The organism is Thioclava sp. GXIMD2076 (assembly GCF_037949795.1).
In the GTDB taxonomy this organism is placed as follows: domain Bacteria; phylum Pseudomonadota; class Alphaproteobacteria; order Rhodobacterales; family Rhodobacteraceae; genus Thioclava; species Thioclava kandeliae.
In genome coordinates, this window is record NZ_CP149932.1 from 1,714,487 (window position 1) to 1,737,530 (window position 23,044).

Below are 23,044 nucleotides of genomic sequence, written 5' to 3' on the forward strand. Positions count from 1 at the left end.
ACCTCTTTTTCTCCCTCATCTCGCATTTTTCCCCAGCGTCGCTGCTTGGTCCTGATCGGCCATGGTCATGAACGGGCCGCCGCGCGAAAAGTTCCGTCGCTTGGCAAATAAACTTATTGTGCAGCCGATATTGTCCGCAGTCTCCGCCGCGCCATCTGTGTGGCATCATTGGACCGCCTGCGCACTGCAGGCCAGAGGAGCCCTGATCATGATGCGCTACCGGTGTCCGTCCTGCGGGGCGGAAGTGTATTTCAACAACCAGACCTGTCTGTCCTGTAATACGGCGCTCGAATTCGTGCCCGGTCAGGGGTTCGGGGCGATGGGATCGGCGGCCTTGCCTGCCTGTGCCAACCGCGCGATTATCGGGTGCAACTGGGCGGCCGAGGAAGAGGGAGGGCTGTGTCTCTCGTGCCGCCATACGACGGTGATCCCCGATCTGTCGACCGAGGAGGATGTCACCCGTTGGGCCGAGTTCGAGGCCGCCAAGCGCAACCTGATGCGGATGGCGGTGCTGCTGGGCCTGCCGCTGACCGATACCGACGGCCAGACACCACGCCCGCGCTTCCTGTTCAAGTCGCCCGATGCGGGCGAGAAGGTGATCATGGGCCATGCCGATGGCGATATCACCCTCAACCTCTCGGAAGCCGATGACGATCTGCGCGCGGCCACCCGCGCGGAGATGGGCGAGCCCTACCGCACCCTGATCGGCCATCTGCGCCACGAGAGCGGCCATGCCTTCTGGGAGGTGATGGTGCGCCCATACGAGGACCGGCTGGCTTCGTGCCGTGCGCTGTTCGGCGATGATCGCGAGGATTATGGCGCAGCCCTCGAGCGCCATTACGCCAATCCCGCACCAGAGGGCTGGGAGCAGGAGTTCGTCTCCGAATATGCCACAGCGCATGCCTATGAGGACTTTGCCGAAAGCTGGGCCAATCTGCTGCATATTCTCGACGGGCTGGAAACGGCCTTGGGCCATGGTCTGATGCCCGAGGATCACCGGCTTGATGCCCCGTCCGATCAGCGTCAGGTCCTGCCATGGCTTCTGGAGATCCCGATGGCGGATCTGGTCTCGACATGGGTTGCACTGTCCTTGGCGCTCAATGCGCTCAATGACAGTCTGGGCCATCCGAGTTTCTACCCGTTCGTGCTCACCCCGAAAGTCTCGGAGAAACTCGACTGGGTGCGCCAGCTCATCCGTCAGGGGGCACCGGTTCCGGCCTGACCGGTATCCGCCGGATCGGCCCGACTTATTCCGGGACGAACCCGAAGCTCTTCAGCTCGTCTTGCGACAGTAGATAGATCTGGTCCGGCGGGGTGCGCATGGCAGGCTCCATCACCGCCGGATCGATGCCCATCGCGATCAGATAGGCCATCACCTGCGCCTGTCCGCGCTGCACGCTTTCGACTGCCATGAAGGCGGGCAGAATGGCGCTCGTGCCGAAACTGTGCTGGTGCACCCCCAATTTGCCATTGGCACTCACCTCGCGCGCGGTGCCGCCCGCAAAGAGATAGGGACAGGCCGAAAGGCAGATGGCCCCGTCACCCACGCGGGTGGCGATGCCGCTATCGCGCAGCACCTGCCCGATCTCCAGCGCATCCGAGACCGAGCCGCCGGTGGAATCGAGCGCGACCGTCTCGATGCTCTGGCCGGTTGCGGCGCGGCGGCGCAATTCTTCGGTAATGCGCGCGGCATCGCCCACGGCAATCTGCCCGGTCAGGGTCAGATCGGCCCCTTCGCCCCCCAGTTCGAGCCGCTCGGGCATCGGGCCTTGCGGCGCAGGCACGCCGGGGGCGGTGCCCGGACGGCGGTCGGGCGAATAGGGGCGGGTTGCAGGGCCTGCGGGCAGCGGCGATGTCAGCGGATCGCGCGCGCCCCAGTTCTGGCTCAGATCAATGGCCATCAATGCCGCGCCTATCGCCACCTGCGTCCCCACTAGTGCCACGATCACGCTGCGGATGCGGTTGCGGGGGGGCTCTGGCGACGGGTTGCTCGGGTGGGCCACCTCACTCATGCGCGCGCTCCACGGGCCGGATGGACGCGGCATGGACAGGCGCGGGGGGATCGGTGGCCGAGACGGGCATTGCGGGCCTGCTCTGCACCGGATCCGGCCCGATATTCAGGTCGCGGGCCGCCGCCAGCGCGGCCCGCAGCTCGGCCACCGTCATATGCTCCTCTGGCGCATGCGCACCCTGCGCCTGACGGATGGCCGATTGCACCACCATCAGGATGAAGACCAGCACCGCAGGCAGCAGGTCGATGGCAATCGCCCCTGCCCATGAGGGCACGAAATTGCCCGCATAGCGGATGACGGCATCCGCAGCCGAGAGCGCGGTATATTCGATCTCGGCGGGTTCGGGCAAAGCCTGCACCTCTTGGGCCGCGCTCTCCAGTGTGCTGGCACGATCCCCCAGAAGCGTCAGCACCGAGGCAATCGTGCTCTGCTGCGAATTACGCCCTGCATCGGTGCTGGCATCAAGATCGGGCAGCACCACCGAATCCCGCAGATCGGCGGCGGCCCGCATCACCAGCGGCGCCACGTTCAGCTGGCGCAGTCCCGCGATAATGGCCGAAAGCCGCACGGCCTCTTCGGAAAAACGCACCGAACGGCCCTCGACCGCGCCGGGCTCGACCGAGAGCGCCCGCATCCGCGACAGGATGGCATTGCCATTGGCAAAGGCTTCCTCCACCGCTTTGTCTTGGGCGGCAATCTGCGCCTCGAGCCCCTGCAACTCGTTGGATTTCTGGGTGAGGACACGGAACACCGCGCCACGCCCCGCAAGGCCCGACAGATCGCCCGTGGCCTCCTGCTCGGAGAGCCCGTCGAATGTGTCACGCACACGCGCCACATCACGCTGGAGCGCCTGACCGGCGATGGTATTGGCATGGGTGCGTTCGAGGGCTGTCTGGTATTCCTGCACGGTATGGGCCAGATGCTGCTCGACGGCGGCCGCGCCTGCAAGGGCTGCCGCATTGAGCCAGCTCGACATCGCGATGATGGCCAGCGACCCGAGCGCCATGCTCATCAGCAGGCCCAGACGCGAGGCCGCCGTGCGCATCGCGGGCAGCAGCCGCATCATATAGGACCAGAAGACAAAGATCCCGACCGAGACGGCCAGCGAATAGCTCAGCGCCGCGAAGGTGGTCCATGCGCCGCTATCATCGAGCAGCGAGCGCACACCGAGATAGGTATAGATCCCCGAGGCCGCCGCCAGCACCCCCAGCGCGGCACCGGTGAAACTGTCGAGCCAGCGCAGATGGCGCGACAGCTCATGCGCATAGCGATGGGCCTCGCTATCGGAATGGGGGGCGGGGGAGAGAGGCGTATCGGCCAAGGGCGGCTCCATCATAGGGGCAGGGCTGGGGGATAGGCATATGGGGGAACAGGTCTTGCAAACCGGGCGCGTAAGAGCGCGGCGCCCCAGTGATATGTTGCCATGAACGGGCGGTAATTCAAGGGTCAGGGTCCAATTGCCACTGGGGGACACCGCCGTGCGAAAGGCTCCGCGCCCCGATTCCCTCAGCCTGCTGCCATTTGCCCCTTTGCTTTTCGCGCGGGCTACATATGTTTGAGGGCAAGCAAAGGAGATATCCATGAGCATCGAAAAGACCTATGCCAAGACCGCCGAAGCCATCGAGCGTCTGAGCCCCGAACAGTTCCGCGTGACCCAGCAATCGGGGACCGAGCGTCCGGGTACGGGCGAATATCTCGATGAAAAGCGCAAGGGGATCTATGTGGACATCGTCTCGGGCGAGCCGCTCTTTGCCTCTTCGGCCAAATATGAAAGCGGCTGCGGCTGGCCGAGCTTCACCCGACCGCTTCTGGACGAGCATATCGTCGAGATCAACGACACCTCCCACGGGATGGTCCGCACCGAGGTGCGCTCGACCCATGGCGACAGCCATCTGGGCCATGTCTTCCCTGACGGTCCGCGCGATCAGGGGGGGCTGCGCTATTGCATCAACTCCGCCTCGCTCCGCTTTGTGCCGGTGGAGGAGATGGAAGCCGAAGGCTATGGCGATCTGATCGACCGTGTCGAGTGACATGCAGGCAAGCCTGTGAATGACTGCACAAAAGGCCCTGTTACGGGGCCTTTTGTCTGGCCGGACCCTATGGCAGGGTCGCGCCCGAACCTCCCCGAAGCTGTGTAAAACAGCCAAGAACAAGGACAAACCACCATGCGGAAAGTGAAACTCGGCCGGACCGATATCGAGGTCACCGAAATCTGCCTCGGCTCCATGACTTGGGGCTCGCAAGACAGCGAGGAGAATGGCCACGCCCAGCTGGATTACGCCCTCGATCGCGGCGTGGATTTCATCGACACCGCCGAGATGTATCCGGTCAATCCCGTGAAAAAGGAAACCGCAGGCCGCACCGAGGAGATCATCGGGAACTGGCTGGCCAAACGTGGCAAGCGCGATGATCTGGTGCTGGCCACCAAGATCGCGGGCGAGGGCGGTGCGGTGCGTGATGGCGAGGAGATCAACGCCAAGTCCATCCGTGGCTGCGTCGAGGACAGCCTGCGCCGCCTGCAGACCGACTATATCGACCTCTACCAGTTCCACTGGCCCAATCGCGGCAGCTACCACTTCCGCAAGACATGGAGTTTCGCTCCCGACAAGCAGCCTTCCAAAGACGCGATCCGCGCCAATATGGTCGAATGCCTCGAGACCCTTGATGCGCTGGTGAAGGAAGGCAAGCTGCGCGCCTTCGGCCTGTCCAACGAGAGCGCATGGGGCACCGCGCAGTTCCTCGAGCTGGCCGAGGCGGGTCACGGTCCGCGTGTCGCCTCGATCCAGAACGAATATTCGCTCATGTGCCGCTATTACGACCTCGATCTGGCCGAACTGGGCGTGCATGAGGATGTGACCCTTCTGGCCTATTCGCCGCTCGCGGCAGGGGCTCTTTCCGGCCAGTATTCCAAAGGCGCTGTGCCTGCGGGCTCGCGCATGTCGGTCAATGGCGATCTGGGCGGGCGTGCCAATCCGCGCGCTTTCGATATCGCCGACATGTATGTGAAGATCGCCCGCGATCACGGGCTTGACCCGATCACCATGGCGATTGCTTTCACGCTCGACCGTCCCTTCCCCTGCCTGCCGATCATCGGTGGACGCTCGGTTGCGCAAATCGAAAAATCGATCGACGCGGCGGGAATGGTGCTTTCGGATGAGGTGAAGGCGGCGATTGCCAAGGTGCATCATGATTACCCGATGCCCTATTAAGGTGCTCCTTCTGGGGGTGGCGCTCCTGGGTGCCGCCTCCTGCCAGTTCGACCTGCCGAAACCGGGCAGGTCTGCGGCAGAGCCGCTCCCCGCCGTTGGCAAGGCCCGCGCCACCCTGTTGCAGGAAGCCTGCACAAAGCGTGGCGGTGTGTGGAAACAGCGTTCCGATGGCGCAATTTGCGTGACGACGCCGAAAGATGCGGGTAAGTCCTGTTCCAAGGCGTCCGATTGCGAGGGCGAATGTCTCGCCCGGTCGAACACCTGTGCGCCGTTGAAGCCCCTGATGGGCTGCAACGACATCCGCACTGAAAACGGGATGAGTGTCACCCAATGTCTGGGATAGGCCGGAAACTGGTTCTTGCGGGCGGTCTCGCCGCTCTGGCGCTGGCCGGATGCGGTCACGCGCCCGAGCCTCTGGTGCGCGACCCGAAATCGGGCATCTCCTCGGCCTCGCTGTTTGACCCCAAACGTTTTGGCGGGGAATGGCTGGTCATGGCCTCGAACACGCCCGATTGCGCGGGTGCGAAACAGGTCTGGGCCCCGTTCGGCAAGGATAGCTACCGTCTGTCGGGCACCGATTGCACCGATGGCAAAGCACCGCGCGTGTTGCACGGCAATGCCTTTGTCACCGGTCCGGGCGGGCGGATCACCACCACCGACAGCTATGGCCGCGAGCCGGTCTGGGTGCTGTGGGTCGATCAGGATTACCGGATCGTCGCGCTGGGCACGCCCTCGGGGCGCTGGGGCCAGATCATGGTGCGCCCCTCGGTCGGGCCGCGTTCGGACCTGATGACGGCGGCGCGTGAAGTCATGGCGTTCAACGGCTACCACCTCAACCTTATCACCAACTGATCCCGTTTTCGCGGGATCGTAACCACCAGCCTGCGCGGGGTCCCTGCGCGGGCTATTTTTCTTTATGCAAATCGGAAAGTTACGCATATGTGGATCCTCCTGACCCTTCTGGCCGCAGCCCTGCAAACGGGCCGGTTCGTGCTCCAGAAAAAGCTGGCGGGTTCGGGGCTATCGGCAGGTGGCGCCACATTTTCCCGCTTTGTCTTCGGCGCGCCTCTGGCGATCGCGGGCACGCTGGCGCTTGTGCCGCAGATGGCGGCCCCGCTGGATCTGTTTTCCAAGATGGGCGGGGTGTTCTGGGCCTATGTCATCATCGGCGGGGCGGCGCAGGCCTCGGCCACGCTGCTGCTGGTGCGGCTGTTCCAGCTGCGCAATTTCGCGGTGGGGGTGGCCTTCACCAAGACCGAGGTGGTGCAGGTCGCGCTGATGTCGCTGGTGTTTCTGGGCGATCATGTGGCGCCTCTGGGCTGGGCGGGGATCGTGCTGGGGCTTGTAGGGGTGCTGTGCCTCTCTCGCCCGCCGCAAGGGGGCGCGGCAGGAAAGCCCGCATTCTACGGCATCATCGCGGGCGGGCTCTTCGGCCTGTCGGCCATCGCCTATCGCGGCGCCACGCTGGAACTCATGCCCTTCGCCTTCTTTGACCGCGCCTTGGCGACGCTGGCCTGTGTGACCACGGCGCAGACGCTTGGCATGGGGCTTTACCTGCGCCTGCGCGAGAAGGGCGAGCTGACCCGTGTGATGGGCGCATGGTCGCGCACGATCTGGGTCGGTATTCTCGGGGCTGCGGGCTCTGCGGGCTGGTTCATGGCCTTTGCCCTCCAGAATGCCGCCTATGTGCGGGCGCTGGGGCAGGTGGAGATGGTCTTCACGCTGGGCGCCTCGATCCTGATCTTCCACGAACGCCTGCACCGGCGCGAGATGGTGGGTATCGCCCTTGTGCTGGTCTCGGTGCTGGCGGTGGTGATGGCCGCCTAGAGGATCCGCTCGAACCGCGCCCGCGGCCCGCGCGTCTCGAAAAACGGCACGCCGTCCTGCGGCGTGCCTGTGAGAAGGGCTGCGACCTCGGCCAGAACCAACTCGGTGACAAACGGCAGGTCAAGGCGGCGCGCCTCGGCCAGCGGCACCCATGTCAGATGCGACAGCTCCCCATCGGGCGGCAGGGGCTGAGCTGTCTGCCTCAACGCCGAGGCCGGTCCCATCAGGAACCGCGCATCGAAGCGTCTGGAGCGTCGGGGCGGGGTGATCGCACGGAAGACGAATCGCAGATCCTGCGCGCGATCCAGCTCCAGCCCCGTTTCCTCGGTCAGCTCGCGCAGCCCGCAGCGGATCAGCGCCCCCGCCAGCGGCCCGAGCCTGCGCTGGCATTGCGCATCGAGTGACTGGAAGGGGGCGTCATGATCCGTGTCATCCAACCTCCCGCCGGGAAAGACGAATTTATGGGGCATGAAGCTCGCCCCCGCGCCTCGCTGGCCCATCAGCACGGCACTCCCGCGCGCGGTTTTCTTCCACAGGATAATCGAACAGGCATCATGGATGGGGGGCGTCTGCATGCGGATCTCCGCTTCTCGTGATGGCAATGTGATCGAAGCTTAAGCTGGCTTCAGGCTCACTTCAGGATCGGGCGTCAGAACAGGTCTTGTCGAAGGACATGAAGGACCTTCGGAAGAGTTGGAAACGCAATCATACGGCGCCGGATCTGCAACGGAAAGGCAGCTTGCGCCCGTAGAACGAGATAGGTCCGTAACAGGATCGGTGAGGAGTTCGAGATGAAAACGACGTTCAAGAAATCCATCGGTGCAGTTCTTCTGGCAACTAGCGGTCTTGCCGTGGCGGGTGCCGCCATCGCGCAGGACGCCCAGACCCAATCCGCGCAGACCAAACCCGCCCAGAGCCAGCAGGTCCGTGCGGAAGGTCCGATGGGCAAAGGTCCCAAAGGCGGTCCGGTAATGGATTTCTCGCGCTTTGACACCAATAAGGATGGCGTCATCACGCTGGAAGAGATGCAGGCCCCCCGCGTCGATAAGGCCAAGAAGCTTGACGCCAATGGCGATGGCTTCATCTCCGAGGAAGAGATGGTCGCCGCCGAGATGGCTGATGCGCAGGCCCGCATCGAGAAGCATGTGAAAGAGCGCTTCGAGATGATGGATGCCGATGGCGACGGCAAGCTGAGCGCGGCAGAACTGGCCCAGAAGCCCGAGCCGGGTCTGCGCTTCTTCGAGAAGGCCGATACCAATGGTGACGGCAAGCTCGAGGCTTCCGAGCTGGAAGCAGCACAGAAGATGATGCAGGAGCGTCGCGCCGAGATGCGCGGACAGCATGACGGCAAGCGCGGTCCGGGTGGCGATCATGGCCCGCGTATGGGCAAAGGCGGCGATCAGGGGTTTAAAGATCACGGGCCCAAAGGTGACCGTGGCCCGAAAGGCGATATGGATGGCCGTCCGCCGATGCCGCCCGCAGGCGATGCACCCGAGACCGAGGCCAACTAAGGCCCTGCGAGACAGGATTGACCGGCGCGCTCATGCGGGCCGGTCTTTTGCCGACCCGCCTTGCGTAAGATGCCGTATCTGCTAGGGGAAGGGTGAAAGGAATGGCATTCGATATGGAAGCAGACAAGTCCGACGAGGCTTTGCTTCTGGCTTATGGCCGGGGTGACCGTGCTGCAGCGCAAGCGCTGACAGTGCGCCTTGCGCCATTGAGCTTCCGCCTTGCCTGCCGGATGTTGCGCGACGAGACCGAAGCCGAGGATGTGGCACAGGAAGCCATGCTCCGGCTGTGGAAAGTGGCACCCGAATGGCGCGAAGGCGAGGCCAAAGTTTCGACATGGCTTTATCGCGTGACCTCCAATCTAGCGACCGACCGTCTGCGCAAACGACGCACGGCGTCGCTCGACGAGGCGGGCGAACCCGAGGATGGCCGGCCTTCCGTCGACGAGCAGATGCTTGAGGCGCAGCGGGCGCAGGCGCTCGAATGGGCGCTCGACCAGCTGCCCGAACGCCAGAAACAGGCTGTTATTTTGCGCCATATCGAAGGATTGTCGAATCCGGAGATCGCGGAAGCGATGGAAACCGGCGTGGAGGCCGTAGAAAGCCTGACAGCACGCGGCAAACGCGCTCTGGCCACTTTGCTGGGCCAGCGCAAGGACAGCCTCGGCTATGGCAAGGATTAGCAAACCCGTCTGTTCTGGTGTAGGGTGCAGGGCAGGAAGCGGGCCGTTATGGAGGGTGTGACCATGGTGGACGAACAAAAACTCGAGCCGTTCTGGCAGGCAGCGCGCGATCATGCGCCCGAGGCCTCGCCTGATTTTCTGGCGCGGATCATGGGCGATGCGCTGGAGGTCCAGCAGGGCTTCGGCGTCCCGCGCAAGGCGGGCGTGATGACGCGTCTGGGCGGGTTCATGCAGGATCTCGCACGCAACTGGCTACCCATGGGCGGCATGGTGGCTGCGGCCTGCACCGGTGTGGCAATCGGCTTCAGTAGCGGCAACCCGCTCGCGTTTTGGGGCAATGGCGCCGTGTCGAGCGCGCAGGCCACTACCATCGAACTCCTGCCGACGGGGGATCTGTTCTCGGTCTCCGGCTATGGCATAAGCCTTTCGGGAGTGAACTGAATGACGCAGGCGCGTAGCGGAAGCGGTCGCAAGACCCGTTGGGGGCTTGTTGCCTCGCTGACGCTCAATCTATTGGTGGCAGGGGTCTTTATCGGAGGGTTCTTCGCGCCGCGCCACATGCCGCCGCCCCCGCCGCCGCAGGTGGGGCTCGGTCCCTTCGACCGTGGTCTGACGGAGGCGGATCGCAAGACGCTGACCTCCATGGCCGAGAAAGAGGGCGTAGGTCTGGCCGCCATGCCGCAGGATATGGAGCGCTGGCTCGACGAGATCCTGACCCAAGTGGCCGCGGAACCGTTCGATGAGAATGCGGTGCGGGCGGCGCTGAGCGCGCATCGTATGCAGATCGTCTCGCGGATTCAGCTGGGTGAGGATCTGATGGTGGAATGGCTGGGCACGCTGACGCCCGAGGCACGCGATGCCTTTGTCAAACGTGTGCGCGAGAATGACGGCCCGCCGCCCCCGCCGCCGCAATAACCGCGGGACGCGTGTCATCATACGACGTCAGAACGATAAACCGCCTGTCCGTGTGTCACGGCAGGCGGTTTTTCTGTCGATATCCTTTCGCGAGGATCAGGCGGCCGAGGGGCAGTGATAGACCTGGACCTGATTGCGGCCGTTATGTTTGGACATCATCATCGCCTGATCGGCCGCCTCGACCAGATGGTCGATCGAGTGCAGACGGTTGTCCCCCAGCACCAGACCGATGGAAATGGTCACATGCAACGCGCTGCCATCGGCGCGCTGGAACGGGCGTTCGTTGATGACGCGGCACAGCAGATCCGCGGCCAGACGCGCCTCGCGGGCAGGACAGTCGGGGAGGGCTATCAGAAACTCCTCGCCGCCGATACGCGCCAGGAGGTCATTGCCGCCCAGCACGGTGCTCAGGCGGCGTGCGACCTCGGTCAGCACCATATCGCCCACCGCATGGCCATAGGTGTCGTTGATCTTCTTGAACCGGTCGAGATCCAGCAACATCACCGCAAATTCCTTGGAGCTGCGGCGGGCATGCTCGGCGATGCGTTCGAGCTGCGGCATGGCATAGCGACGGTTATAGAGGCCGGTCAGCGGATCGATCGTCGCCAGACGGAGCCCCTCGGTCAGGTTCTTGCGGCTCTGGTCGAGGCGGCGTTTGCGCGCCAGATGGCGGCGCAGGCGCAGGGTGATGTCCTCGGTGGTCTCGCGTGCACTCATGTCTGCAGGCAGCACGTCATCCGCCCCCAGATCCAGCGCCATTACGGCCGTCTCGCGCGCGGCATCCTCGGCGGCGATGCAGATCACGGCCGCTTTCGAGCCCGCCCGGGCGCGCAGCTCCGCCATCAGCCGCAGCCCCTCGTCGCGGCGCGACAGATCGGCCGAGATGATCAGCGCATCGAAAGGCGATTGCGCCTCGGTCGCAAGGCTCAATGCCTCCGAGCGGTCCAGCACTGTGAGGTAATTCGCCGGAAGATGCCGTCCCAGCGCCTGTTTCCACACCGATGCCTGTGCACGGGTGGGCGCGATCAGCCCGATCCGCGAGGGGGCGGCAAAGGTGGTCGGCCCCTCGGCAAAGCCCAAATCGCGGAAGGTGCTCTCGCGCAGGCGCATCTCGGCATCGGTCGAGCGCGCCCGCAGCAGGCTGCGCAGCCGCGCCAGAAGCAGGATCTCGTCATAGGGTTTGGATAGGCACACATCCGCGCCCGCCCGCAGCGCCGCCAGACGTTGGGCGATGTCCTGCGCCTGATGCAGGAAGATCACCGGTATTTCGCTCAGAAGAGGGTCGGTCTTTATCCGGCGACACAGATCGACGCCGGTCATATCGGGCAGCGCCTGATCGATGAGGATCAGTTCGGGCCGCTCACGGATCGCGCATTCCAGCGCGCCCCGCCCGTCACTGGCCAGTGCGACATCGTAGCGTGCACCCGAAAGCTTTGCCTTGAGCATGATGCGATGGGTCGCGATCTGGTCTGCAATGAGGATCTTGCCTGCCATGACGCCTTGTTCTCCCTCGGCGTTAATTCTCTTGTGCATATTGCTTGGGATTAGGTTAATAAAATGTTTCGACTTGTCGGAAAGGGGGCCGGAATGCGGCAAGAATATGCCGAAGAAATCGCGCTCGGCGCTTTGGGGTGGCTTGCGGGGCAGGAAAGTCTGCTTGAGGCCTTTCTCAATGTCAGCGGCGCCGATGCCAGCCAGATCCGCACCATCGCGCAGGATGCGGGTTTCCAGACCGCGATCCTCGATTTTATCCTGACGCAGGATGAATGGGTTCTTGGCTGCGCGCAGGATATGGGGCACCGTCCGGAGGAGCTGGTGATGGCGCGGGCCGTATTGGGCGGCGGCGACCAGATGCACTGGACCTGAGGGAGACAGTATGGATATCAAGGCCCTGCTATTTGACAAGGACGGCACGCTGTTCGACTTCCACGCTACATGGGGGGTCTGGGCCGCGCGGCTTCTGGACCATCTTTCGGCGGGGGATACGGTCCTCAGGGCCGATCTGGCAGGGGCGATCGATTATGATCTGGCGACATCGCGCTTCCGCCCCACCTCCGTGGCCATTGCCGGAACGATGGACGAGATCGTAGAGGCGATGCTGGCCCATCTGCCGGGACGCACGGCCTCCGATCTGGCGCGGGAGATGCATCTGATGGCGCAGGAGGCGCCGCAGGTGGCCGCAGCCCCTCTGGATGTGCTCTTGCCGCAATTGCGCGGGATGGGGCTGAAGCTGGGGGTCATGACCAATGATTCCGAGGCCTCGGCCAAGGTGCACCTGACCCGCGAGGCGGCGCTCGACTATTTTGACTGTGTCTTCGGGGCGGATAGCGGGCACGGGGCCAAGCCCGATCCGGCTCCGCTTCTGGCGCTGGCGCACAGGCTCGGGGTGGCGCCTGCGCATTGCGTGATGCTGGGTGACAGCCTGCATGACCTGCAGGCGGCGAAGGCGGCGGGGATGGTGCCGGTCGGGGTCCTGACAGGCCCTGCAAGTGCGGAGGATCTTGCGCCCCATGCCCGCGCGGTGCTCGGTGACATTGGCGAGCTGCCGCAATGGCTTGCACGGCAGGATTGTGATCTGTGTCCTGTGACGGGTTGAGGGTATTTTAACAGTCGGAGCCTAATGCTGGACGGAGATTACGTTCAATACGGGTCCGATTATCATGCATGGTCTTATAAACACCTCTATCCAGACGTTTCTGACGGGAAATTATGGTCCGTCGGTCTGGCTTGATGTTGCCTCCGATCTGGGGATTTCCCCCGAGGGTTACGAGGCGATGTTGACCTATGACAATGCGCATACCGATGCGCTTCTGGCCGCAGCCTCCGCACGGCTGAACAAGCCGCCCCTCGTTTTTCTGGAGGATCTCGGTGCTTATGTCGCCATGATCGAGCCTGTGCGCAGACTTCTGCGGTTCAGTGGCCCGAACTACCGGGAATTCCTGTCCTCTCTCAGCGAGTTGCAGGGGCGCGCCCAGATGGCGCTCCCCGATCTGGAGATGCCCGAGATCACCTGCTCTCTGGAGCAATCCGGTGTCTACCGGCTGCGTGTGCACAGTCCGGTTCTGGGCTGGGGCGCGGCGATTACCGGTCTCGTGCGGGCGATGGCCGATGATTACGGCGCGCTGGCCTTTATCGAATATCTTGATCAGGAGCACGATCCGGAAGCCCTGACGGACGAGGAGATCCGGGCCGAAGGTTTGCTACGGGAATCGGTTCTGGTAACCCTGCTCGAGGAAAGCTTTGCCGAAGGACGCAGTTTCGATCTGGCGATAGGTCAGTCATGATGTTGGTAAATTCCAGTGATACCGCGCGCAAACCCTCTCTGCCGCGCCTTTCGATCAAGGCGCTGGGGGAGCTGATGCCGATGTTCCTCTGGCTCGATGCCGAAGGGACGATCCTCGGGATGGGCCCGACGCTCTCGAAAGTTGTGGGCGGGCCATCGGCCATCGGTCATTCGGTGACCGATTGCTTCCAGATGGGGCGGGGACGGATGCGGCAGGCGGCGTTCGATCTGTCGCCCTCGCACCGGCTGCATCTGACACCGCGTAGCTGGCCCGACGTGTCGCTGCGCGGTGTGGCCGTGCCACTGGTCGAGGAGGGGCTGATGCTCAACCTCACCTTCGGGGTCCATCTTAACAAGGCCATCCGCGCCTTCCGCCTGACCGAGGCTGATTTCACCACCTCCGACCTGACGATGGAGCTTCTCTATCTGCAGGAGGCCAAAACTGCCGTGCTGGGAGAGCTGCGCGCGCTGAACAGCCGGTTGGAGCGGGCGCGCCGTTCGGCCGAGGATGCCGCGCGCACCGATCCGCTGACAGGGCTGTCCAACCGCCGCGCCTTCGACATCGCGCTGGAGGCCACACTTGAGGCATCGCGCCGCGGCGGCGCACCATTTGCGCTGGCGCAACTCGATCTCGATCATTTCAAGGCGGTCAATGATACTCTGGGTCATGCGGCGGGCGATCATGTGCTGGCCGAGGTTGCCAAGATCCTGCGCGAGGAGACCCGCGAGATGGATGTCGTCTCGCGCGTGGGGGGCGATGAATTCGTAATGCTTCTGCGGGATTCGCTGGAGCCCAGCCGTCTGCAGCATATGGGCGAGCGCATCATCGCGCGGCTCGAGGTGCCGATCCCCTTCGAGGGGCATGAATGCCGCATCTCGGGCTCCATCGGTGTGGCCATGTCGAAGGATTACGCCGACCCGCTGGCCGAGGAGATGATGGCGGATGCGGATGCGGCCCTTTACAAATCCAAGCGCGAGGGGCGTGCACGCTGCACTCTCTCGACGCCGGGCATGGGGCTTGCCCTCTGAGAACACTGCCGATTTGCATGCCCGCGGGTGGCAATTTGTCGCATTAGGGCTTTCCAACCCCATGCGCTTTGGCTAGGTCTTCGCGCATGAGCCAGAATTTTCCCATAGCCCGTCCGGGCATGCGTATCGGTTTGTTGGGCGGGTCTTTCGATCCGGCTCATGCCGGCCATGCGCATATCAGCCGGATCGCGCTACGCCGGTTCGCGCTGGATGAGGTCTGGTGGCTGGTCAGTCCGGGCAATCCGTTGAAGCCGCAGGGACCGGCGGCGCTTGCCGACCGGATGGCGCGGGCCCGCGAGGTCATGCCCGACCCGCGCGTAAAGATCACCGATCTCGAACAGCGTTTGGGGACACATTTCACCGCCGATACGTTGAATGCGCTGCAATCGCATTATCGCGGCGTGAATTTCGTGTGGCTGATGGGCGCGGATAACCTGATCCAGATCGACCGCTGGGATCACTGGCGCGATATCTTCCACCGGATGCCGGTCGGGGTGCTGGCGCGTCCGGGCCTGTTGATGCGGGCGCGCTATTCCAAGGCTGCGCGGGTTTTTGCCAATGCGAAGCTGCCGGGGTGGCGTTCGCGCGAGCTGGCCGGGAGTGGCGCACCCCAATGGTGCTTCATCAATATGCCGATGTCGGCGGAATCCTCGACCCGTATCCGTGCCGCAGGCCAGTGGAAAAGTCCCGCGCGCGGCGCTTGAACCATAGCCCAGCCCGCGCTACCCTTGTGGCCATTCCACGAAAGGGCAGTTAGGCATTATGCAGGTATCTCGGCGCGGTTTCGTCACGGGTTTGGCAGCGACAGGCTTGGGGCTAGCGGCGCCACCCTCTATCGCTCAGGCGCAGGTGTCGTCCTCCGAGGCCTATGTGCAGGCCGCCCAGCTTGGCGGCGATGTGGGATTTGTGGTGATGGATGCGCGCAGCGGGCAGGTGCTGGAGCAGCGTCACCCCGATCTGCATATGCCTCCCGCCTCCACTGCCAAGACGGTCACCACCCTCTATGCCCTTGAAACCCTTGGCACCGATTACCGCTTCGGCACGCGTCTGATCGCGACGGGTCCGGTTGTGGGCGGGGTCATCCAGGGCGATCTGGTGCTTTCGGGCGGGGCCGATCCGACATTGTCCACCGATGATCTGGGGGCGATGGCGGCGGAACTGTCGCGCATCGGCGTGCGCGGGATCACTGGGCGCTTTCTGGTCTGGGGCGGGGCGATTCCCTATGCCGAGGAGATCGCGCGCGACCAGCCGGTCTATGTGAGCTACAACCCCGCCGTGTCGGGCCTGATCCTCAACTTCAACCGTGTCTATTTCGCGTGGAAGCGGGCGGGCAACGGCTATCAGGTGACGATGGATGCGCCGGGCGATGCGTATAAACCCCGCGCCTATACCGCCTCGATGACGGTCGCCGCGCGGCAGGCACCGCTGTTTTCCTATTCGGACCGCGGTGGCAAGGAGCAATGGTCGGTTGCGGCCTCGGCGCTGGGGCGCTCGGGCTCGCGCTGGTTGCCCGTGCGCCATCCGGTGGCCTATGCGGGCGATGTGTTCCAGACGCTGGCACGGTCTCAGGGCTGTCCGCTGCCCGCAGCCGAAGAGGCCAGATCGCAGCCTGCAGGCACGGTTCTGGTGACCCATGCCTCGCATCGCCTGCCCGATATTCTGGAGGATATGCTGAAATATTCGACCAATCTCACGGCGGAGGCTGTGGGTATGACTTCTTCGACCGTGCGCGGGCTTCCGGCCTCGGTCGGGCGGTCGGGTGCGTCGATGAGCCAATGGATTGCCGCACGCGCGGGCACGCAGGCCATCGATCTGGTCGATCATTCGGGGCTGGGCGGCAATTCGCGGGTCACGCCCCTCGACATGGTGCGGGTGATGGCCGCAGGTCAGCCGGTGGGGCTGCGCAATCTGGTGAAGCCGTTCAAGATGCGCGATGCTTCGGGCAAGACCTATGCCAGCCAGCCGTTCCGGGTGGATGCCAAGACCGGCACGCTGAATTTCGTCTCCACGCTGGCAGGCTATATGACGGCCCCCAACGGGCGCGAGCTGGTCTTCTCGATCCTGACCGGCGACGTGGACCGCCGCCGCCGGACCCAGGACGAGGATCGTCCTGCCGGTTCCGTGCAATGGGTCAAGCGCTCAAAGATCTTGCAATCGCAGCTACTTATGCGCTGGGGTGCCGTTTACGGCTGAGCGTCAGGCGGGCAGGGGCATGTGGCGGGCGCGGGCACCGCGTTCGATGGCCGCCGCATGCAGCCGGTCGAGGCCCAGCTCGATACGGGTCTCCTCCAGCATCCGCAGTTCGGGCTGGTTGAGCGTACCATCGGCTGCGGCCACATCGCAGGCCAGCGCATAGGCGGTCTCGAATGCGGCCTCGGGCAGCGCCTCGCGCACAAGGCCGAACAGCGCCTCCAGCCCGTCCTCTTCCTCGAACAGCGCATAGACCGTGCGGGCGATCGTGCCGATACGGTCCGCGTCATAGCCGCCAAAGGCGGGCAGGTTGTTCACGATCCGCTCGATGGCGAGCAGTTCCGAGGTGCGGATCTCTTCATCGGAGGCGGAAACCGCCACCATGACCGCCACAAGGGCATCTTGCGGCGAAAGCGGGGGAAGGGCATCCGGCATTGTCTTTGGTCCTTTGCAACAGGGTTATACCTGCTGAGTTATTGACGACCCTGCCCGCGTTCAATAGGGGAAGGGCAACGGGGCGGGTTTTCGCCCATTTCCACTCTGTCGAGGTATAGCATGAGCACTCTGCGCGACGCCGCAATGAAGTCCAAAGCATGGCCCTTTGAGGAAGCGCGCAATATCCTCAAACGCTATGAGAAAGAGCCGCCGGCCAGCGGATCGGTGCTGTTCGAAACCGGCTACGGGCCTTCGGGGCTGCCGCATATCGGCACCTTTGGCGAGGTTGCACGCACGACCATGATCCGTCGCGCGTTCGAGGCGATCTCGGATATTCCGACGCGTCTGATCTGTTTCTCGGATGACATGGATGGTATGCGCAAGGTGCCCTCGAACGTGCCGAACCAGGAGATGCTGCACGAGAATGCGCAAAAGCCGCTGACCTCGGTGCCCGACCCCTTCGAGGAATTCGAGAGCTTCGGCCATCATAACAACGCCATGCTGCGTCGTTTCCTCGATACATTCGGGTTCGATTACGAGTTCTACTCGGCGACGGAATTCTATAAATCCGGCCAGTTCGACGAGGTGCTCAAACGCGCCGTCGAGAATTATGATGCCGTGATGAAGGTGATGCTGAAATCGCTGCGTGACGAGCGGGCGTCCACCTATTCGATCTTCCTGCCGATCCATCCCGAGACGGGCCGCGTGCTCTATGTCCCGATGAAATCGGTGAATGTCGCGGATTACACGATCACCTTCGATGACGAGGATGGCCGTGAATGGACGCTGCCGGTGACGGGCGGCAATGTGAAGCTGCAATGGAAGCCGGATTTCGGGGCCCGTTGGGCGGCGCTTGGCGTCGATTTCGAGATGTATGGCAAGGACCATTCCACCAACACCCCGATCTATGACCGCATCTGCGAGATCCTCGGCGGCAAGAAGCCCGAGCATTTTACCTATGAGCTATTCCTCGATGCCAATGGCGAGAAAATCTCGAAATCCAAGGGCAACGGTATTTCCATCGATGAATGGCTGACCTATGCCTCGACCGAGAGCTTGGGTTACTTCATGTTCCTCAAGCCCAAGACCGCGAAGCGGCTGCATTTCGATGTCATCCCGAAGATGATGGATGAATATCACCAGCAGCTGCGCGCTTATCCCGAGCAGACGCTGGAGCAGCAGGTGGCGAACCCCGTCTGGCACATCCATGGCGGCCAGCCGCCGGAGAGCAAGATGGTGGTGCCGTTCTCGATGCTGCTCAATCTGGCCTCGGTGGCTGGGGCGGCCGATAAGGAAGGTCTGTGGGGCTTTATCCGCCGCTATGCGCCGGAAGCGACGCCCGAAACCCATCCCGATCTGGATCAGGCGGCGGGCTTCGCGCTGCGCTATTTCGACGATTTCGTGAAGCCCACGCTCGAGTTCCGCCTGCCCTCCGATCAGGAACGTGCGGCGCTGGAAGATCTGGTGGCCTGCCTGAAGGATCCCGCGCGTGCGGTGGCCGAGATCGTCAAGAAGAACGAGGCGGATGGCAAGGACGAGCCGGCGCCGGAAGCTGATATGACCTCGGACGACTTCCTGCAGACGCTGGTCTTCGCAATCGGCAAGAACCACGGGTTTGACAACCTGCGCGCGTGGTTCCAGGCCCTTTACGAGGTGCTTCTGGGCCAGTCGCAGGGTCCGCGTTTTGGCGGGTTCATCGCGCTTTACGGTGCCGATGAGACGGTGGTGCTGATCGAGCGCGCGCTGAAGGGCGAGCTGGTTGGCTGAACGCCATGACAGGTGATGCAAAACGCCCCGGGCCTCTGGCTCGGGGCGTTTTTGTTAACCATAGGTTGAGATCTATGAGCGAGAATTGGCCGATCTCCTGCCAGAGGTGCTGCCATGATCCTTCCGCTTTGCCTGACCTTTCTGATGATCAGCGCGTCTTTCGCTTACGCGACTGATCTGGAACGTGAATTCTTTCTCGAAACGGGTGTATCGAGCTTGGGGGCCTATGTCGCGCCGAGGCTGGAACTGACGCCGAATCTCTCGCTCAGGGTGCCGCTCTATCTGGCGCAGATGGGCGGCGTTTCTGTTAACCAAGATGGCACGGCGTTCAGGGGCGATCTGGGCTCGGTGCAGGGCGGTGTCATGCTGGAGTATGAGCCGTGGGATAACGGGGTCTATTTCTCGGGCGGGGTAATGGCGGGGGGGTATGATCTGTCGGGCGATCTGGAGCGGATCGAGACGGAGAGCGGCCCCGTCGACGGCCCGTTCGGCTTCGAGTTCATGCAGCCTCGGGATGTGGCACCGGTAGTGTCCATGGGCTACCGCTACCTGTCGGATGGCGGGCTGGTGGCAGGGGTCGAGCTGGGGGGCAAGATTGCTGCGCACAGGTTGCGGCTCGACGGGTTGGAGGGGCTGTCACCCGAGGATCGCGCGGCGGTCGAGGCCGAACGCGCGCGGATCAATGACGAGCTTGATGATCTGCCGGTCATTCCGTTCATGGCCTTCTCGCTGGGATTTGCATTCTAGGACCGCGTTGCGCGCGCTGTTGCGGGCGCACGGTGGCGTCGGACAATGTTCATGCCTCACGCGCAGCCTGTGATCAGGCGGCAGAAGATCCACGCGGTCGCGTTGGCCGGAGCGATCCGGAGCACGCAAAGCGGGTGATGCCGGATGATCCATGAGGAGGCTGCTATGAATGTCGCGATAACCGAGGGGCTGGATCTGATGCCCCCCGCATTTTCGGAAGGGCTGGATGTCTGGTCGTCGGAGAACGGCACCAGCGGGTCGGCGACATATGATGGCTCGGCGACGGCGGCCTATGTGCCCTCCGATGCCGATTTCGGGGGCTGTCTGGAGCTGCAGAAGACGCAGGCCACGCAAAAGCTGCGCTGGATGGGGCAGGTGCCGATCCGGCCCGGTCTTTACCTGCAGATCACGGCACGGGTAAAGGCGGTGAGTGGCAATCTGCCGAGTGTGCGGATCGCGGGCTATGCGATGAGTGGCTCGGCCCATGTGAGCGGGCTGACCGAGGTCGGCACGGCGACCGCGCTCGAGACTTATGGCGAGGTGGTCACGGTGCGGGCGATCGTGTCGGTGGCCACCCGCGAGGGGGTGGATATGGGCTGGGGTATGGACCCTGCCTATGGGCATTTCGGGATCGATCTGACGGGCCAGACCGGCGGAGTGGTGCGGATCGACGATCTGGTGATCGAGGATGTGAGTGATTACTTCTTCCGCGATCTGATCGGGATCGTCGATGTGCGCGATTATGGCGCGGTGGGTGATGGCACGACCGATGACAGGGCAGCCTTCTCGGCGGCCGATAGCGATGCGGGCGGGCGCAGCATTCTGGTGCCTGCGGGCAGTTTCTACATCGGTTCGACGCTTTCGCTGCAATCGCCTATGCGGTTTATCGGCACGCTGGTGATGCCCGATGCGGCGCGGCTCGCGCTGATGACGAGCTATGATTTCCCGACTTATGCGGCGGCTTTTGGCGATGAGGAACTGGGGCTGCGCAAGGCGCTGCAGGCGCTGTTCGGCTATGTGGATCACAATGTGCTCGATCTGAAGGGGCGGCGCGTCGAGATCACGAAGCCTTTGCGGATCGAGGAATATGCGCCTGATGTAACCAGCTTTTCCAACCGCCGTGTGCTACAGAACGGGCAGCTGAATGTGATTGACGGCACCGCGTGGGACGATGTGAAGGTAACCTCGCAGGCAACCTATGCCATCGCCCAGCCGACCACGCTGACCGGTGTTGCCAATGTGGCCAATATCCCCGTGGGCGCGCATGTGACCGGCACCGGAGTCGGGCGCGAGGTCTATGTGCGGTCCAAGAATGTGGGTGCGCAGACCGTCACGCTGAGCCAGCCGCTTTACGGCGGGGCGGGCACGCGGACCTATACCTTCACCCGTTACCAGTATGTGCTGGATTTCTCGGGGATGGAGAAGCTCGACCGGTTCAATATCGCCAATCTGGAATTCCTGTGTAACGGGCTCGCGAGTGCGTGGATGTTCGCGCCCGATGGCCAGATGAACCAGATCCGCGACAGCTATGTGGTGCGACCCAAGGATCGGGTCTTCACCTCGATCGGGCGGGGGTGTCAGGATTTCCTGATCGACGGCTGCCAGTTCCTCTCCGATGAGCAGTCCACCCCCGCCCAGGACCGCAAATCCGTGGTGCTGAATGTAAACGCCAATGATGTGAAGATCCGCGATAGCCGGTTTGTCCGGTTCGGCACCACCTTTGTGCTCAATGGCTCGGGGCATCTGATTGTGGGCAATCACTGGTTCCAAGGCGATAACGAGACCTCGGCGACGCGGGTGGCGGGGCTCGTCTTTACCCAGACCAATGTGCAATCCGCGGTCACCGGTAATTATATCGACAACAATATCATCGAATGGACCAACGAGCATGATGCCACGCCGGATTTCTCCAATGAATACAGCTTTGGCGGGCTGACGGTGACTGGCAATACCTGTGTGTGCATCAACACGGCGGCGTGGTTCACCTGGTTCTCGATCAAGCCCTACGGAACTGGTCATTTCATTCAGGGGCTGAATATCTCGAACAATGTGTTCAAATCGCTCAACGGCACCATCGACAAGATCGAGAAGGTCGATACGACCTTTGCCGATCTTGATTATTCGCGCATCCGCAATGTGATGATCGAGGGCAATATGTATAACGGGGTGACCAAGTTCACCTGCTCGCCGGTCACGCTGGAGATGAACCAGTCCACTGCGGCGCAGACATGGGTGCTCGATGCCTCGGCTTATCTGCCGTTTGGTGGATGGGCGCGCAATGTGGAGGGGCTAGTGGCCGAGGGCATGGTGCGCAATGGCAGCTCGGCCCGCGTGACCGAGATGCCCTATGTGCAGGTCGAGCAGGGCACGGGTAGCCAGCAGGTCTGGTTGAACTGGTCACAGGCGACACAGGGCCGCGTGCAGGTGCGGCTCAGGATGGACACACCGGCATGACATGGGCGGGCCGCTTCCTTCGGGAGGCGGCCTTCAGTTTTCGACGAGATCCGCGGGGGTGAGCCGGTAGCTGCGGGCAAAACCGCCATTGAGCTGGGCGGCGAGGATGCGGAATTCGATAAAATGGAAATCCCCCAGATCGATATAGAGTTTCGATTTGGGGTGATCGGCCAGCCAGCGGTCGCGAAGGCTGGGATGACGCGGGTCGAGCCGGTCGAGCGGGATCGCCTCGACCTGCAGGCTGAGGCGCGGATGGGTCAGTGGATCGCCCTTGGCACCCGGAATGCCGATCAGGATACCGGCGCGCGGATCGGCCTCGAGCGCGCGGGCATGGACGGAAATCCCCGAGACCAGCGACCAGAGCCCGCCCTGTGGCCCCGTGCCGATGGCAATACGCGAGACATGCGGGAAGCCGGTCTGCGGATCGAGGGTGCCGATGGCGGCGAATTGCGATTGGGCGATCAGCTTGCGGGCAAGGGCGCGCGAGTCCGCATCCGCCTCATGCACCGGATCGACGGGTTGGCGGGCACCGGAAAGGGGGATCTGGTCCTTGGGCAAGTCGATTGGTGTGGGCATCGAGATCCGCTCCGCTAAGGCCTTGGGGTAAAATGGTAGGTGCGGGAGACCCGCTTGGCAAGAGCGTGATGGCGCCCCCATGCGGGACAGGACCGGGTGGGCCCGGGCGGTGACAGGGCTGTGCCCGCGCGACCCCATAAAACGAATCACTTCTGGCAGGCTTTCACGCATCACACGCCTAACGTGTTTTTGCGACACATCTATGCGCGCGATGGCATCGGTAAATATGTCATTTTGATATACAGGCAAGAGACGGAACTTGCGGGGAATTTCGCGGCAAGGATGATAAAATTTACAGATACCGGTTTTGTGGCGTCAAATATTTGACAGAAAAAACAAGCCAAAAAAGGGGGTTATCAAAAATAGAAACTCATGTTTACACTTGTCCTTGGGGAATGGCGGCTCTGAT

Annotated in this window: 25 protein-coding genes; 19 read left to right on the forward strand and 6 right to left on the reverse strand. The window is 63.1% G+C overall.

The window, feature by feature from the left end; translation table 11 throughout:
- The first annotated feature begins 208 nt into the window (after positions 1 to 208).
- Positions 209 to 1,222: a putative zinc-binding metallopeptidase gene (locus WDB91_RS08490; RefSeq protein ID WP_339112139.1), complete on the forward strand. Its 1,014-nt coding sequence runs from the start codon at positions 209 to 211 to the stop codon at positions 1,220 to 1,222.
- Positions 1,223 to 1,247: 25 nt separating this feature from the next.
- Here the strand turns inward: WDB91_RS08490 and WDB91_RS08495 are convergent, their stop codons facing one another.
- The gene (locus tag WDB91_RS08495; RefSeq protein ID WP_339112140.1) at positions 1,248 to 2,012 is read right to left on the reverse strand and encodes a hypothetical protein; all 765 of its coding nucleotides are present in this window, start codon (positions 2,010 to 2,012) and stop codon (positions 1,248 to 1,250) included.
- Positions 2,005 to 3,333, reverse strand: a complete 1,329-nt coding sequence (locus tag WDB91_RS08500; protein WP_339112141.1) for a hypothetical protein — start codon at positions 3,331 to 3,333, stop codon at positions 2,005 to 2,007. Before WDB91_RS08500 ends, WDB91_RS08495 begins: the two co-directional genes overlap by 8 nt.
- A gap of 259 nt (positions 3,334 to 3,592) precedes the next feature.
- On the opposite strand from WDB91_RS08500, the gene msrB reads away from it, so the two are divergent.
- The 5 genes from msrB to WDB91_RS08525 all read left to right on the forward strand — a co-directional run bounded on the left by msrB (position 3,593) and on the right by WDB91_RS08525 (position 7,048).
- On the forward strand, positions 3,593 to 4,042 hold the full coding sequence (gene msrB / locus WDB91_RS08505) for a peptide-methionine (R)-S-oxide reductase MsrB (RefSeq protein ID WP_339112142.1): 450 nt from the start codon (positions 3,593 to 3,595) through the stop codon (positions 4,040 to 4,042).
- Between the two features lie 135 nt (positions 4,043 to 4,177).
- Positions 4,178 to 5,221: an aldo/keto reductase gene (locus WDB91_RS08510; protein WP_339112143.1), complete on the forward strand. Its 1,044-nt coding sequence runs from the start codon at positions 4,178 to 4,180 to the stop codon at positions 5,219 to 5,221.
- Positions 5,199 to 5,564, forward strand: coding sequence for a hypothetical protein (locus tag WDB91_RS08515; protein WP_339112144.1), 366 nt, complete (start codon positions 5,199 to 5,201; stop codon positions 5,562 to 5,564). The genes WDB91_RS08510 and WDB91_RS08515 overlap by 23 nt, the downstream gene beginning before the upstream one ends.
- Positions 5,552 to 6,073 carry a lipocalin gene (locus WDB91_RS08520; RefSeq protein WP_339112145.1) on the forward strand — a complete coding sequence of 174 codons (522 nt, stop codon included), beginning with the start codon at positions 5,552 to 5,554 and terminating at the stop codon, positions 6,071 to 6,073. Before WDB91_RS08515 ends, WDB91_RS08520 begins: the two co-directional genes overlap by 13 nt.
- Before the next feature lie 87 nt (positions 6,074 to 6,160).
- Positions 6,161 to 7,048: an EamA/RhaT family transporter gene (locus tag WDB91_RS08525; RefSeq protein ID WP_339112146.1), complete on the forward strand. Its 888-nt coding sequence runs from the start codon at positions 6,161 to 6,163 to the stop codon at positions 7,046 to 7,048.
- On the opposite strand, the gene WDB91_RS08530 is transcribed toward WDB91_RS08525, so the two are convergent.
- Positions 7,045 to 7,623 (reverse strand): NUDIX hydrolase, encoded by a 579-nt coding sequence (locus WDB91_RS08530; protein WP_339112147.1) that lies wholly within the window; start codon positions 7,621 to 7,623, stop codon positions 7,045 to 7,047. The genes WDB91_RS08525 and WDB91_RS08530 overlap by 4 nt on opposite strands.
- A 216-nt stretch (positions 7,624 to 7,839) precedes the next feature.
- On the opposite strand from WDB91_RS08530, the gene WDB91_RS08535 reads away from it, so the two are divergent.
- The 4 genes from WDB91_RS08535 (at position 7,840) to WDB91_RS08550 (ending at position 10,154) form a co-directional block, all read left to right on the forward strand.
- Positions 7,840 to 8,559, forward strand: coding sequence for an EF-hand domain-containing protein (locus tag WDB91_RS08535; protein WP_339112148.1), 720 nt, complete (start codon positions 7,840 to 7,842; stop codon positions 8,557 to 8,559).
- A 101-nt stretch (positions 8,560 to 8,660) separates the two neighbouring features.
- Complete coding sequence (locus WDB91_RS08540) at positions 8,661 to 9,239, forward strand: RNA polymerase sigma factor (RefSeq protein WP_339112149.1); 579 nt, start codon at positions 8,661 to 8,663, stop codon at positions 9,237 to 9,239.
- Between the two features lie 63 nt (positions 9,240 to 9,302).
- Positions 9,303 to 9,680 (forward strand): hypothetical protein, encoded by a 378-nt coding sequence (locus tag WDB91_RS08545; RefSeq protein WP_339112150.1) that lies wholly within the window; start codon positions 9,303 to 9,305, stop codon positions 9,678 to 9,680.
- Positions 9,681 to 10,154: a periplasmic heavy metal sensor gene (locus WDB91_RS08550; protein WP_339112151.1), complete on the forward strand. Its 474-nt coding sequence runs from the start codon at positions 9,681 to 9,683 to the stop codon at positions 10,152 to 10,154.
- Positions 10,155 to 10,250: 96 nt separating this feature from the next.
- On the opposite strand, the gene WDB91_RS08555 is transcribed toward WDB91_RS08550, so the two are convergent.
- Positions 10,251 to 11,648 (reverse strand): diguanylate cyclase, encoded by a 1,398-nt coding sequence (locus WDB91_RS08555; protein WP_339112152.1) that lies wholly within the window; start codon positions 11,646 to 11,648, stop codon positions 10,251 to 10,253.
- Between the two features lie 93 nt (positions 11,649 to 11,741).
- Between WDB91_RS08555 and WDB91_RS08560 the strand changes: the two genes are divergently transcribed.
- The 6 genes from WDB91_RS08560 to dacB all read left to right on the forward strand — a co-directional run bounded on the left by WDB91_RS08560 (position 11,742) and on the right by dacB (position 16,659).
- A complete protein-coding gene (locus WDB91_RS08560; protein WP_339112153.1) occupies positions 11,742 to 12,020 on the forward strand; it encodes a DUF3572 domain-containing protein in 279 nt (92 codons plus the stop codon).
- A 10-nt stretch (positions 12,021 to 12,030) separates the two neighbouring features.
- Positions 12,031 to 12,750: an HAD family hydrolase gene (locus WDB91_RS08565; RefSeq protein ID WP_339112154.1), complete on the forward strand. Its 720-nt coding sequence runs from the start codon at positions 12,031 to 12,033 to the stop codon at positions 12,748 to 12,750.
- Positions 12,751 to 12,814: 64 nt separating this feature from the next.
- Positions 12,815 to 13,438 carry a heme NO-binding domain-containing protein gene (locus WDB91_RS08570; RefSeq protein WP_339112155.1) on the forward strand — a complete coding sequence of 208 codons (624 nt, stop codon included), beginning with the start codon at positions 12,815 to 12,817 and terminating at the stop codon, positions 13,436 to 13,438.
- A complete protein-coding gene (locus tag WDB91_RS08575) occupies positions 13,435 to 14,466 on the forward strand; it encodes a GGDEF domain-containing protein (RefSeq protein WP_339112156.1) in 1,032 nt (343 codons plus the stop codon). Before WDB91_RS08570 ends, WDB91_RS08575 begins: the two co-directional genes overlap by 4 nt.
- Positions 14,467 to 14,552: 86 nt before the next feature.
- Entirely contained in the window at positions 14,553 to 15,170 is a 618-nt protein-coding gene (locus tag WDB91_RS08580; protein WP_339112157.1) for a nicotinate-nucleotide adenylyltransferase, read from the forward strand.
- Between the two features lie 58 nt (positions 15,171 to 15,228).
- On the forward strand, positions 15,229 to 16,659 hold the full coding sequence (gene dacB, locus WDB91_RS08585) for a D-alanyl-D-alanine carboxypeptidase/D-alanyl-D-alanine-endopeptidase (protein ID WP_339112158.1): 1,431 nt from the start codon (positions 15,229 to 15,231) through the stop codon (positions 16,657 to 16,659).
- Positions 16,660 to 16,662: 3 nt separating this feature from the next.
- Here dacB and WDB91_RS08590 read toward each other — a convergent pair whose 3' ends face one another.
- Complete coding sequence (locus tag WDB91_RS08590; RefSeq protein ID WP_339112159.1) at positions 16,663 to 17,091, reverse strand: tellurite resistance TerB family protein; 429 nt, start codon at positions 17,089 to 17,091, stop codon at positions 16,663 to 16,665.
- A 120-nt stretch (positions 17,092 to 17,211) separates the two neighbouring features.
- Here WDB91_RS08590 and WDB91_RS08595 point away from each other — a divergent pair, with 120 nt between their 5' ends.
- From WDB91_RS08595 to WDB91_RS08605, 3 genes are all read left to right on the forward strand, one after another.
- Entirely contained in the window at positions 17,212 to 18,858 is a 1,647-nt protein-coding gene (locus tag WDB91_RS08595) for a lysine--tRNA ligase (RefSeq protein ID WP_339112160.1), read from the forward strand.
- 114 nt (positions 18,859 to 18,972) lie between these two features.
- The gene (locus tag WDB91_RS08600) at positions 18,973 to 19,605 is read left to right on the forward strand and encodes a hypothetical protein (RefSeq protein ID WP_339112161.1); all 633 of its coding nucleotides are present in this window, start codon (positions 18,973 to 18,975) and stop codon (positions 19,603 to 19,605) included.
- Between the two features lie 165 nt (positions 19,606 to 19,770).
- On the forward strand, positions 19,771 to 22,059 hold the full coding sequence (locus WDB91_RS08605; RefSeq protein ID WP_339112162.1) for a glycosyl hydrolase family 28-related protein: 2,289 nt from the start codon (positions 19,771 to 19,773) through the stop codon (positions 22,057 to 22,059).
- 33 nt (positions 22,060 to 22,092) lie between these two features.
- Here the strand turns inward: WDB91_RS08605 and WDB91_RS08610 are convergent, their stop codons facing one another.
- Positions 22,093 to 22,635, reverse strand: a complete 543-nt coding sequence (locus WDB91_RS08610; RefSeq protein WP_339112163.1) for a pyridoxamine 5'-phosphate oxidase family protein — start codon at positions 22,633 to 22,635, stop codon at positions 22,093 to 22,095.
- Positions 22,636 to 23,044: the final 409 nt, after the last annotated feature.